This is a genomic window from Reinekea thalattae (assembly GCF_008041945.1).
Lineage (GTDB): Bacteria > Pseudomonadota > Gammaproteobacteria > Pseudomonadales > Natronospirillaceae > Reinekea > Reinekea thalattae.
Map to the genome: position 1 here is coordinate 1,911,303 of NZ_VKAD01000001.1, position 12,244 is coordinate 1,923,546.

Annotated in this window: 10 protein-coding genes; 7 read left to right on the forward strand and 3 right to left on the reverse strand. The window is 46.7% G+C overall.

All coding sequences use genetic code 11. The features are described 5' to 3' along the window. Nucleotides 1-16: 16 nt before the first annotated feature. The 3 genes from atpD to fbp all read left to right on the forward strand — a co-directional run bounded on the left by atpD (nt 17) and on the right by fbp (nt 3,186). Nucleotides 17-1,417 carry a F0F1 ATP synthase subunit beta gene (gene atpD, locus FME95_RS08725; protein WP_147714001.1) on the forward strand — a complete coding sequence of 467 codons (1,401 nt, stop codon included), beginning with the start codon at nt 17-19 and terminating at the stop codon, nt 1,415-1,417. A 20-nt stretch (nt 1,418-1,437) separates the two neighbouring features. Continuing rightward, nucleotides 1,438-1,857 carry a F0F1 ATP synthase subunit epsilon gene (locus FME95_RS08730; protein ID WP_147714002.1) on the forward strand — a complete coding sequence of 140 codons (420 nt, stop codon included), beginning with the start codon at nt 1,438-1,440 and terminating at the stop codon, nt 1,855-1,857. A gap of 306 nt (nt 1,858-2,163) precedes the next feature. Then, on the forward strand, nt 2,164-3,186 hold the full coding sequence (fbp, locus tag FME95_RS08735) for a class 1 fructose-bisphosphatase (RefSeq protein ID WP_147714003.1): 1,023 nt from the start codon (nt 2,164-2,166) through the stop codon (nt 3,184-3,186). 81 nt (nt 3,187-3,267) lie between these two features. On the opposite strand, the gene FME95_RS08740 is transcribed toward fbp, so the two are convergent. Both FME95_RS08740 and FME95_RS08745 read right to left on the reverse strand, forming a co-directional pair. Next, entirely contained in the window at nt 3,268-5,073 is a 1,806-nt protein-coding gene (locus tag FME95_RS08740; protein ID WP_147714004.1) for a monovalent cation:proton antiporter-2 (CPA2) family protein, read from the reverse strand. A gap of 9 nt (nt 5,074-5,082) precedes the next feature. Continuing rightward, nucleotides 5,083-5,634, reverse strand: a complete 552-nt coding sequence (locus FME95_RS08745) for an NAD(P)H-dependent oxidoreductase (RefSeq protein WP_147714005.1) — start codon at nt 5,632-5,634, stop codon at nt 5,083-5,085. A gap of 304 nt (nt 5,635-5,938) precedes the next feature. Between FME95_RS08745 and FME95_RS08750 the strand changes: the two genes are divergently transcribed. Further along, on the forward strand, nt 5,939-6,586 hold the full coding sequence (locus tag FME95_RS08750; RefSeq protein WP_147714006.1) for a pseudouridine synthase: 648 nt from the start codon (nt 5,939-5,941) through the stop codon (nt 6,584-6,586). 61 nt (nt 6,587-6,647) lie between these two features. Then, nucleotides 6,648-8,156, forward strand: coding sequence for a DNA recombination protein RmuC (locus tag FME95_RS08755; protein WP_147714007.1), 1,509 nt, complete (start codon nt 6,648-6,650; stop codon nt 8,154-8,156). A gap of 5 nt (nt 8,157-8,161) precedes the next feature. Here FME95_RS08755 and FME95_RS08760 read toward each other — a convergent pair whose 3' ends face one another. Next, a complete protein-coding gene (locus FME95_RS08760; RefSeq protein WP_147714008.1) occupies nt 8,162-8,479 on the reverse strand; it encodes a DUF4404 family protein in 318 nt (105 codons plus the stop codon). A 91-nt stretch (nt 8,480-8,570) separates the two neighbouring features. Between FME95_RS08760 and FME95_RS08765 the strand changes: the two genes are divergently transcribed. Further along, nucleotides 8,571-10,793, forward strand: coding sequence for an ATP-dependent helicase (locus tag FME95_RS08765; protein ID WP_147714009.1), 2,223 nt, complete (start codon nt 8,571-8,573; stop codon nt 10,791-10,793). Nucleotides 10,794-10,947: 154 nt separating this feature from the next. Next, nucleotides 10,948-12,177: a phosphoglycerate dehydrogenase gene (gene serA, locus FME95_RS08770; RefSeq protein WP_147714010.1), complete on the forward strand. Its 1,230-nt coding sequence runs from the start codon at nt 10,948-10,950 to the stop codon at nt 12,175-12,177. Nucleotides 12,178-12,244 lie beyond the last annotated feature (67 nt).

Here is a 12,244-nt window from a genome sequence, read left to right on the forward strand (position 1 = left end):
TGAAGAGGATACAAACATGAGTAGCGGACGTATTACGCAAATCATTGGTGCCGTTGTCGACGTGGAATTCCCACGTGACAGCGTACCAAAAGTATACGATGCCTTAATTATTGAAGAGGCAAACGTCACATTAGAAGTTCAACAACAGTTGGGCGACGGTGTGGTACGAACCATTGCGATGGGCCAGACAGAAGGTCTTAAGCGTGGTTTAAGTGTGAACAATACTGGCGAAGGTATTTCTGTACCTGTAGGTACCGGCACCTTAGGCCGAATCATGGACGTACTGGGTAACCCGGTTGACGAGCGAGGAGATATCCTTGCAGATGAAAAATCAGTCATTCACCGTGAAGCGCCTTCATACGCAGAGCAATCGCAATCACAAGACATCTTAGAAACAGGTATCAAGGTAATCGACCTTGTTTGCCCGTTCGCTAAAGGTGGTAAAGTTGGTCTGTTTGGTGGTGCCGGTGTTGGTAAAACCGTAAACATGCTTGAGTTGATTAACAACATTGCAACCGAGCACTCAGGTCTATCTGTATTTGCCGGTGTGGGTGAGCGTACTCGTGAAGGTAACGACTTCTATCACGAGATGTCTGATGCGGGCGTTATTAAACTTGACGACTTACCGCAATCTAAAGTTGCGATGGTTTACGGTCAGATGAACGAGCCACCAGGTAACCGTTTACGCGTTGCGTTGACAGGTTTGACCATGGCTGAAAAATTCCGTGATGAAGGCCGTGACGTTCTATTCTTTGTCGATAACATCTACCGTTACACATTGGCCGGTACTGAAGTTTCTGCATTGCTAGGCCGTATGCCGTCTGCTGTAGGTTATCAGCCAACGTTGGCTGAAGAGATGGGCGTACTGCAAGAACGTATTACCTCAACGAAAGAGGGTTCTATTACCTCTGTACAGGCGGTTTACGTACCTGCGGATGACTTAACTGACCCATCGCCAGCAACAACCTTCGCTCACTTGGATGCAACCGTTGTATTGTCTCGTGACATCGCTGCATTAGGTATTTACCCTGCGGTAGATCCACTAGATTCAACCTCTCGCCAGCTAGACCCATTGGTCATTGGTAATGAGCACTATGATGTTGCTCGTGGCGTACAGGGTGTCCTACAAGGCTATAAAGAGCTTAAAGACATTATTGCAATTCTGGGTATGGATGAGCTATCTGATGAAGATAAACTCACTGTAAACCGCGCTCGTAAGATTGAGAAGTTCTTGTCTCAACCTTTCCACGTTGCAGAAGTCTTTACCGGCTCACCGGGTAAATACGTTTCTTTGAAAGACACGATCCGTAGCTTTAAAGGAATTCTCGATGGTGAGTACGATCATATCGCCGAGCAAGACTTCTATATGAAAGGCTCCATTGAAGAAGTTGTCGAAGCTCATAACGCACGTAGCTAACGCAACGAGGAGATAGAACTATGGCAATGACAGTCAGATGCGATATTGTCAGCGCAGAAGAGAAAGTCTTCTCAGGACTGGTTGAGCTTATGGTTTGTACTGGTGAAATGGGTGAGCTAGGCATTCGGCCTGGCCACGCGCCTCTGCTCACTCGTCTGAGCCCAGGCCCGTTACACCTGGTTAAGCAGCACGGCAAAAAAGAGTTCATCTATGTTGAAGGTGGTTATTTAGAAGTTCAACCAAACCTAATTACTGTTTTGGCTGACACCGCTCTTCGCGCTAATGACCTTGATGAAGCCGCTGCGAGCCAAGCCAAAGAAATTGCAGAGAAGCAAGTTGCACAGAGCCTAGCCGATAAAGAATACGCAGAAGTTGCGATTCAATTATCCAAAGCACTGGGTAAGCTCAGAACTATTCGCCAAGCAAAGAACAACGGCTAATACTGAGACTATTCAACCTGTTGATCCAGATGCAGTATCAAAACAGAAGCGACCTTGGGTCGCTTTTTTTTGGCCTGCTTATTTCGATTTTTTTGTTTAAATGCCTCTGACTGCGCGATAGCGCAAACAACTGATTTTTTTTGATTAGAAATGATCGAATTTAATCACTCGACTGATTGATTTGTGGGAAATTTATCTTCTCAGGTTATTTTTGTTTACTATAGCGCTACTAACATCCACTCAGTTAACCAATGATCCAACCTTTAGCGAGTCTCGACGTTAACAGCAGTAGCCCACGGAGTAATAATGGAAATTACGAAAACGCTTGGTGAATTCATCATCGAAAAACAGGCTGAATACCCAGACGCCACTGGCGAATTGACCGCTATTTTTGCGGCCATTCGACTTGCCTCTAAAGTCGTTCACCGAGATATCAACAAAGCAGGCCTAGCAGATATTAATGGCGCCGTTGGTACCGAAAACATTCAGGGCGAGCAACAACAAAAGCTCGACGTCTATGCTAATGAAAAATTTAAATCCTCATTATCTGCGCGTGGTGTTGTTTGTGGCCTAGCTTCAGAAGAAGAAGACAGTTACGTTCGCTTCGATGACCGCCTTAACGTCAATGGCAAATACATTGTACTGATTGACCCGGTCGACGGCTCCAGCAATATCGATGTCAACGTTTCTGTCGGCACTGTATTTTCAGTTTATAAGCGTGTGTCACCGGTTGGCTCTCCAGTCACCGATGAAGACTTTTTACAAAAAGGTCGCCATCAGGTTGCTGCCGGTTATGTTATCTACGGTTCATCAACCATGCTGGTTTACAGTACAGGTAATGGCGTGCACGGCTTCACTTACGATCCGAGCTTAGGCATTTTTTGCTTATCGCATCCAAATATGCGCTTCCCTGATGATGGCAATATTTACTCGGTTAATGAAGGCAACTACATTCATTTCCCAACGGGCGTGAAAAAATACATCAAGTATTGCCAAGAAGAATGCCCAGACACCAATCGCCCTTATACCAGTCGTTACATTGGCTCTTTGGTTTCAGATATTCATCGAAATATTTTAAAGGGTGGTATTTTTCTTTACCCGTCGTCTTCGCATTACCCAGAAGGTAAGCTGCGTTTATTGTACGAAGGTAATCCGATGGCGTTTCTGGCTGAACAGGCTGGCGGCCGAGCAATCTCTGATGCTGGCCAAGCCATTTTAGATTTGGAGCCTAAAGAACTGCACCAGCGCACGCCTTTCTTCGCTGGCTCTAAAAATATGATCGACAAGTTAGAAGATTTCTTAGCGGCACACCGAGAAGAAAACAGCTAAATCAGATACTCGATCCAAAAAAAGAGCGCTACAGCGCTCTTTTTTTTACCCTTTTTTAATACCAGCCCAGCTATTGTTAGATTAAGACCAGTCGTTATCGTCTTCTTCGAGCTTCTTCTGATCCTGACGATAAATCTCTTCTAAGTCACGTCGCGCTCGATGCGATAACTGAATTAATGAATCCTCATCGCCAGCAAAGTCCGACTGAGCGGCTAACATCTTTTCATCATAATGCTTAAATTTTTGTACTGCCTTCCACGCATTATGCTTAGTCATGCCTAAAAAGTTTAATGCAGTACCGCCTAACTCCAACGCACTGCTGAAGGTTTCCCGACTAATGCCATTAGCTCCGGCTTTGTATAAATCTATGGCATGCTGGCGGTTACGTGCTCGAGCCAGAATTATCGTTTTTGGCCAATTCTTGTGAATCTGTTCGGTTAAATAGGTAACAGTTCGCGGATCATCTAGCGTCAGAATCACCGCCTTGGCGTTGGCAATACCAGCAGACTCTAATAAATCCAAACGGGTCACATCGCCAAAAAACACCTTAAAGCCAAACTTACGCACTAGCTCGATTTGGTTTGGGTCTGCATCAATCAATGTTGTTTTATGGCCTAAGCCGTGCAGCATTCGACCAATCACTTGACCATAACGGCCATAGCCACAAATTAAAATGTTGCCATCTTCCGAGTCGATAGGATCGCTGTCGTTACTAACAGCCATACTACGGCGAGCAATAATCCATTCAACCAAATTACATAACAGTGGTGTGCAGACCATCGAGATCACCACCGAAAGCACCAATAAGGACTGCGCTTCTTCACTGATAATTTGCGAGGCATAGGCTAGATTAAAAATAACAAATGCAAATTCGCCACCTTGCGCCAACACAGCAGTAAATCGCATTCGATCAATCTGATTGAGCGATAACTTCCAAGCCAAGCTATACAACACCGCTGCTTTCACACCTATTAACGTCACCGCCAAAGCGATGATCGGTAAGTACTGTAACGCCAATAGCTGGAAATCAATCGACATACCCACGGCGATAAAAAACAACCCCATGAGCAAACCCTTAAAAGGCTCAATGTCGATCTCAAGTTCATGGCGATATTCAGAATCTGCCAATAGGACGCCGGCTAAAAAAGTCCCTAACGCCATCGATAAACCCACATAGTTCATCAGCTGTGCAATACCAATCACTAGGGCTAATGAAAAGGCGGTAAACATTTCACGCATATGTAACGATGCGATTCGCTTTAACACAGGCGTTAACACGTAGTGACCGCCAAAAATAATCAATGCAATAGCCGCAACCGCTTTTACAACCTGTAACCAGGCTTCACTGCCTGAAGCGCTATAGCCAGTTGTCACCAGCAACGGCAACAGAGCAATCATCGGAATGACTGCTATATCTTGAAACAGCAGCACCGCAAAACCATTCTGACCGGCAGAAGTGTGCATAAGGTTACGTTCTTCAAGCGTTTGCAACGCAATCGCAGTGGAAGATAGCGCCAAGCCGCCAGCAGCAACTAGACAAAGTCGCCAATCTAAATTTAACGCCATACCAATGGCTGCCAATAGCAGCGCGGTTAATAAAACTTGAGAGCCACCCAAGCCAAAGATCTGCCGACGCATGCCCCACAACCGGCTCGGATTAAGCTCCAAACCAATTAGGAATAACAGCAACACCACGCCAAATTCAGAGAAGTGTAAGATCGAGTCACTGTCTTCAATAAAGCCTAAAACAAAGGGACCAATGGCAATTCCGCCAATCAAATAACCCAGTACTGAGCCTAATCCTGCCCGTTTTGCGATGGGTACAAAAACAATCGCTGCGCCCAAAAAAACTAAGGCATCGGCTAAATAATTATGATCCGTTGTCATCACATATCCCTACTTATCTGTTGTAGCTAAGGGCTCACCAATGAGTTGCGCTATCGTGTTAACGACTTTTTTGTTAAATGCTTCTAGCTCTTCTGCGCTGGCCTGTTTGGCATTAAAGTTCACCAGCGGCGGCTGCCATTCACAGCGACAAAGCTTGCAGGTCGATTGCAGTGGCCGAAAATATTCTTCGATATCATAGGGGTTCGCCGAACCACCAAGATAAGTATTGATGTTGCCACCGGTAGAAATAATATGCTGCCATCGCTTACCTGCGAGTGCATTGGCCGATTTGCCGTAGGCATAACCAAATTCTAAAACAATTTCGAACCATTGCTTAAGTAAGGCTGGGATGCTGTACCAATAAAAGGGGTGTTGAAAAAACACCGCATCGGCCCAGTCCAAACACTCACGCTCAACAGGGCCATTAATGCTGAAGTTTGGGTAGGTATCGTATAGGTCAACGATTTTTAAATTCGGGTGATTCGGTAAAGCATCAAGAATCGACTTATTCGCAAAGGAACGATTTAAGTCGGGATGAACGATGTAATAAAGTACATTCATAACAGTAACCTATAACTTGTAACGATCAATATCCAAACAGCAAGCGGCTCCGGCTGAAATGAAGTCGATAGCAAAACCAGATTCCATCAATCAGCGATTAGCTCTTGCCACCTCCCTAGTTAAGCACTGAACCCTTTGGAATAAAATACTATTTGCAATGACGCTGAAGTATTTTCTGGTATAGCTATGCTGTATTTTCTGGAACGGCTAAGGAAGTCGGCCATTTAGTGCTAGAATAGCGGCACAAACCATAGGCTGACCTTGGGGTCTCGCCACAAACTATTTAACTCGCTAATCGCCGAAAATGACCCATAACATAAGCCCCAGTATCGTTGTTGAAAACGAGCTATTTTGGCTGATCAACAAACCCATTAATTGGACCGTTCAGCGCGATGACGACGCGCCTTCAGTATTGCAGTGGTTGCATCAGAAAACCGCCATAAAACCCTTGCCGGTACATCGTCTAGATAAACCAACCTCGGGCCTATTGCTGGTTGCCAAAACCGATGCGGCAAACCGAGAGCTGAGCCAAGCGTTTGCAGACAGGCGCGTTAGTAAAACCTATTTGGCAGTTTCAGATAAAAAACCGAAAAAAAAGCAGGGTTGGATAAAAGGCGATATGGCACCCAGTCGTCGAGGCCAGTGGAAGCTGCTGCGCTCGTTAGACAACCCCGCCATGACGCAATTTTACAGCTACTCACTTGACGCACCCTATCGTGGTTTTGTGTTAACGCCGAAAACCGGAAAAACCCATCAGCTGCGAGTAGCGCTAAAATCGCTCGGCGCGCCAATCTTGGGCGATGATCGCTATGCCGGCACACAGGCCTCGCGGCTTTTTTTGCATGCTTGGCAATTAGAATTTGAATGCTTTGGCCAACACTTTCATTTCCAACAAGACCCGATTAACAACGCACAGGATCAATGGCCCTTTGCGCTGCCAAATATGGTATAACCTTCGGCAGATACAACGATTACGCCTTTTATAGAAGGCACTTTTATTAGAGGCACTTTTCATGCTTTGGCTTTCAACTCATTTTATTCCCTTAGCAATCGGCCTATTGGTTGCGATCCCGCCCAGCGCAGCCTTGAGCTTTTTCTTTATTCGCCGCTATGAGCAAAATGCGCAGGCATTGGCGCAGCAGCTCGAACTGAACCAACAACGGCTAAGTTACGAAACAGAAAAGTCATCCGGCTACCTTTCGGAACTGAATCAGTTAAAGCAAGATCAACAGCAGTTAGCCAACCAGTTGTCACAAGAAAAATCCGACAAGGCTGCGTTAACAGCCCAGCTGCAACAATTACCAGTCGTGACGCAGCAATTAAAAGATAAAGAACAGGGTTACTTAGAGTTACAAGAGCGCTATCAGCAGCAAGAAACTCGTATGGCAGAGCTAGAAACCCAAATGAAAGCTCAAACCGAGTACCATGCCGAACAGGTGAAATTACTCAACGAAAATAAAGAGCAGCTAAAACAAGAGTTCTCTCATTTGGCCAACGAGATTTTTGAACAATCGAATAAAAAGTTTCAGCAGCAGTCGTCACAATCGATGTCTGCTTTACTTGATCCGTTCCAAAAAAATATTGATCAATTCCGCCAACGCGTCGACGCCATTCACAGTAAAGAAATGGAAGGTCGAGGCCAGTTAGTCGCTCAGCTAAACATGCTTAAAGACATGAACAACCAGCTGAATCAGCAAGCCACCGACTTAACCAAAGCGCTCAAGGGCGACAAAAAATTACAGGGCAATTGGGGCGAGCTACAAATTGAACGCATCCTTGAATCCTCTGGTCTGCAAAAGGGTCGCGAATACGAACGCGAAGCTAACTTTAAAGACGATGACGGAAAGAATCTGCGTCCCGACTTTATTATTCGCTTGCCGGAAGGTAAGCATATTGTCATCGACAGCAAAGTCAGCCTTGTTGCCTATCAAGAATCATTAGCTACCGACGATGACGTACTGCGACAAAAGTTTTTACTCGATCACGTTGCCGCAACACGCAACCACATTCGCTCACTCAGCGACAAAAATTACCCTAACTTGAATGGCATGAATGCGCCTGACTTTGTATTGATGTTCATGCCGATAGAAAGCGCCTTTATTGCCGCATTCGAAACCGATCAACAGCTGTTTAACGAAGCCTTTGAGCGCCACATTGTTGTAGTCACGCCAACCACTCTATTAGCAACACTGAAAACAGTGGCCAACCTTTGGGTTTTAGAACGACAAAATGAAAACGCCAAAGAACTGTTTAAATTGGCGGGTAAAATCTACGATAAGCTGGCTGTTTTTGGCCAACGAATGGATAAGCTCGGCAGCCAGTTAAAAACTGCCGACAACACCTGGCAAGATGCGATGGGCAGCTTACGCGATGGCCGCGGCTCAATGGCCAGTTATGTGCAACGGCTGCAAACCTTAGGTGCAGCCACCAGCAAACAATTACCGGCCTCTATGAGCGCAGAAAGCCTCGATCTTGACGACCCAGAAACCGAAGACAACATCGAAGACAGCAACAAAGAGTAGGCGGCCTATATTCCCATAGCGCTGAGGCTGTCTAATAACTGGCGAGTAATGGCTGCGCTCTTAGGGTGTTCCAGTTCAATCTCTTCAACCAGTAATTCCAGCAGCTCGCGCAAGCTTGGCTCTTTTGGGTCTGGCTGATCAAGAGTATGAACATGGAACGCCAATTGATCGAGTAACGCCTGTTGTTGTGGACTGGTTTCAGCTTCCGGCAAATGGTCTCGTAAGTGCTGAAATAGACTTTTTATTTTTTCTTTTGGCATCTGCGCCACCCCTTTTTTAATATCGATTTTTTTATTTTGATTCAGGTTTTTACATTGTTTCATTATAGTCCTAGTTGTTTTGGCGACGACGACTATTTTCAACGCTTTACCTAATTCAATGTTTTACCTAACTTAGTGTGTGACCCGATACTTTATGCAATATACCGATCAACAACAGGCGATCATCCAACACCCGGGTGGTCATGCTCGAATTATTGCGGTCGCAGGCTCAGGCAAAACCCAAACATTAACGGGCTACTTACAACGGCGGCTCATTGAGGGTGCCGACGCCCGACGAATTCTAGTACTGATGTACAACAAATCTGCCCAGCTCGATTTTGAACGACGACTCAAAACACAGCTGGCTGGCAATATCGCCATTCCAGAAATTCGCACCTTTCATTCACTCGGCTTCCGTCTCTGCCAAAGCCTTGTTCAACGCGGCCAAATGAACCCGTTCAACAAAGATATTTTGCAAGACAGCGACGTCGAACCGATTGTTTGGCGACTGCTCCGGCAACTGGCCGACAGCGACATTGCCGACGATATATTAACCCGCAAAAAGAAATGGCTAGAGCCAGCAATGGCTTACTTTGAACTTGTTAAAAGCACACTCGACAGCCCTGAGCATGTGTTTGAAACCACCGGCTTGCCAGCCAGTTGCAAACTTTTCATTCAAGCCTTTTATGAATTTGAAGACTGGCGCAGCCAACAGCAAAAAATGACCTTTGCCGATCTGCTTTACGAACCTGCACTGCGCTTTAAAAACGAGCCTGCCATTGCGGCACAATTTGCTGGCCACATGCAGCAATACATTGTCGATGAATACCAAGATATTAATCCGGTGCAATCCTTTTTACTGCAAACACTGCATGGCGGTGTTGGCGACATTATGGCGGTTGGCGATCCGGATCAAACCATTTACGAATTTCGCGGTTCACAACCGACGCTGCTCACCGAACAATTCAGTCAGCAGTATCCAGCAGTGACCGATTATCACCTAAGCCATACTTTCCGTTTCGGCGACTCACTGAGTTTGTTGGCCAATCAAGTCATTGCTGGTAACTATCAGAATAGCCAACAACGCGCGCCCTGTATTTCGCATGCAACGGCCTCAAATACCGAGGTACAACGCCTTGCCTGTGAAGACAGTGCAAAAGCTGCACTCGAAGCCATTCAGCGCTGGCAACAACGACCGCTCAAGCAGATTGCAGTCATCAATCGGCTCTGGGCTAACAGCGCTCGTTTAGAATTGCTATTGCTGTCTCATAACATTGCTTACCGTATGGACAATCAGCAGACCGTACTTGAGCGCTATGAGCTGCGGCCCTTTAGAGTTCTGCTGCAACTGGCAGCAGGACAAGCCGAACATTGGAATAACAAGCAACGCAAACAGGCTTGGCAAGCACTGCTATCACAACCCTATTTAAAGATTAAAAAAACCATCGTCGACGAGCTGATCAACCAGCTTGCGCATCATCACCAGCATTGGGGCCAGGCATTGCGCAATGCCACGCCGAACCGATTGTCGAAATATCAATCCGAGCAATTGTTTGAACGGGCTCGCTGGATCGAAAAGGCCGAACGCGGCCAAGGTGAGGCGAGTGCCGTTTTGTACGGCTGGCTTCAGGCGACTGACTATCTGAATGCCATTCGTGACAATGCCTTTTCTAGTGCTCAGGTTGATGATCAGGTCGCCACGGTAAGGGCCTTTGTCGACTTTGTGCGCCAATCGCGCTGGGCCTTGGCTCAAGGTGCCGACGCGTTGAGAGAACTCAGCGAACGTAAAACCGATGCCCACACCGATGCGGTATTGATCACGTCGATTCATAAATCAAAAGGTCGCCAATGGCCTTGCGTCATCATTCCTGAATTGAATAATCAGTTTTACCCTTATCAGCCAGAAGGCGAATTGATGATCAGCACCAGCCTAGCCAGTGAACGGCGCTTGCTCTATGTCGCGCTGACTCGGGCACAACAGCAGCTGTTGTTGCTAACTGCCAGCCAACAAAGTTCGGCCCAACCATCACTACTGATGCCAGACGCCTACGTTGATGGCTTAGCCGACTTTGCTCAGCAGTGCTTAAAGCCAACCAGCAAGATTGAACTGCCCGGCCAAATGCAGCGAGCCTGCGTAGAGCAATACGCCAAAAGCAAAGGGCTAACAGAGCTGCATTGGCGCAATGATGAGCAAACATCGCAACCCGGTACTGGGGAGTTTAAGCTAAATCAGGTGGTCAGCCACCCAACTCTCGGTGTCGGCCAAATTATTGCCGAAAGCGACACCCGACTCAGCATTCAGTTTTTACAGCAGGGAGAACGGGAATTCGACAAGGCCATTGTCTTGCCACTGCTGCAGCGCATCAACCCAAGCTAAACCTCACTTAGTCGCAAGCCTATTAGGCTTAACAGAAGCCTGCTAAACATTGCGCTTGCTCAATTTAAATGAGAACGTTGCGAAAATGGCTACAGTCTGTTTTTTAGCCTGTGTTATTATCCGCGCCGCCAAGTCACATCCGTAGAGCTCCCAAATGACCCAAACTTCATTAGAAAAAAACAAAATTCGAATTCTTCTTTTAGAAGGTGTTCACCAAAGCGCGCTGGATACATTGCAAAAAGCCGGTTACACCAATATCGATTACGTCAAAGGCTCACTACCTGAGTCCGAATTACTCGAAAGAATTGCTGAGGCCCACTTCGTTGGTATTCGTTCACGTACCCAGCTAACCGAGAAAGTCTTCGCGGCTGCCGAAAAACTGGTTGCCGTTGGCTGTTTCTGCATTGGTACCAATCAGGTCGACTTACAGGCGGCTGCCGTGCGCGGCATCCCAGTCTTTAACGCGCCTTATTCCAACACTCGCTCGGTTGCCGAATTGGTCATCGCCGAAGCCATCTTGCTATTACGCGGTATTCCAGAAAAGAACGCTGCTAGCCACCGCGGCGAATGGATTAAATCAGCCAACAACAGCTATGAAATCCGCGGCAAAAAGCTCGGTATCGTTGGTTACGGCAGCATTGGTACCCAGTTAGGCATTCTGGCTGAAAGCCTCGGCATGGAAGTTTTATTTTACGATACGGTCACCAAACTGCCGATTGGTAATGCCCGACAAATGGCCACATTGGATGACCTGTTAGCATCCGCTGATGTAGTTTCGCTGCACGTACCTGAAACAGAATCCACGCAATGGATGATGGGCGAAGCACAATTTAACAAAATGAAGCAGGGCAGTGTTTTTATTAATGCTGCTCGTGGCACCGTCGTAGTGATCGAGGATTTAGCCGAAGCACTGCGTAGCAAAAAGATACTGGGCGCGGCGATTGATGTCTTTCCAGTTGAGCCACGTACAAACGACGACGAATTTGTTTCGCCGTTACGTGAGTTCGACAACGTACTGTTAACGCCTCATATTGGCGGCTCAACTCAAGAAGCTCAGTACAACATTGGTATCGAAGTAGCCGAAAAACTGGCGGCCTATTCAGACATCGGCACCACCCTGTCTGCGGTTAACTTCCCAGAAGTGGCACTACCAGCACACCCAAATGCGCACCGTATTTTGCACATTCACGAAAATATTCCCGGCGTACTCTCTGAAATTAACCAGGTGTTTTCTGATAACCACATCAACATCATTGGTCAGTTCCTACAGACAACCGCAGATATCGGTTATGTGGTTGTCGATGTCGCCGAAGATGCTTCAGAAAAAGCACTTGAGGCAGTACTCGAAGTGAAAGGAACGCTGCGCGCTCGCATCCTGTTTTAACAAAACAGACGTACCAAGGGTTTCTACCCAATCTAAAAAAGCCTGAGGCAAACGCCTCGGGCTTTTT

Coding starts and splice junctions, on each gene's coding strand:
- FME95_RS08755 (WP_147714007.1), top strand. CDS start 6,648: ATGCTTTGGCTTTCAACTCATTTTATTCCCTTAGCAATCGGCCTATTG.
- FME95_RS08765 (WP_147714009.1), top strand. CDS start 8,571: ATGCAATATACCGATCAACAACAGGCGATCATCCAACACCCGGGTGGT.
- atpD (WP_147714001.1), top strand. CDS start 17: ATGAGTAGCGGACGTATTACGCAAATCATTGGTGCCGTTGTCGACGTG.
- FME95_RS08760 (WP_147714008.1), bottom strand. CDS start 8,479: ATGAAACAATGTAAAAACCTGAATCAAAATAAAAAAATCGATATTAAA.
- fbp (WP_147714003.1), top strand. CDS start 2,164: ATGGAAATTACGAAAACGCTTGGTGAATTCATCATCGAAAAACAGGCT.
- FME95_RS08745 (WP_147714005.1), bottom strand. CDS start 5,634: ATGAATGTACTTTATTACATCGTTCATCCCGACTTAAATCGTTCCTTT.
- FME95_RS08750 (WP_147714006.1), top strand. CDS start 5,939: ATGACCCATAACATAAGCCCCAGTATCGTTGTTGAAAACGAGCTATTT.
- FME95_RS08730 (WP_147714002.1), top strand. CDS start 1,438: ATGGCAATGACAGTCAGATGCGATATTGTCAGCGCAGAAGAGAAAGTC.
- FME95_RS08740 (WP_147714004.1), bottom strand. CDS start 5,073: ATGACAACGGATCATAATTATTTAGCCGATGCCTTAGTTTTTTTGGGC.
- serA (WP_147714010.1), top strand. CDS start 10,948: ATGACCCAAACTTCATTAGAAAAAAACAAAATTCGAATTCTTCTTTTA.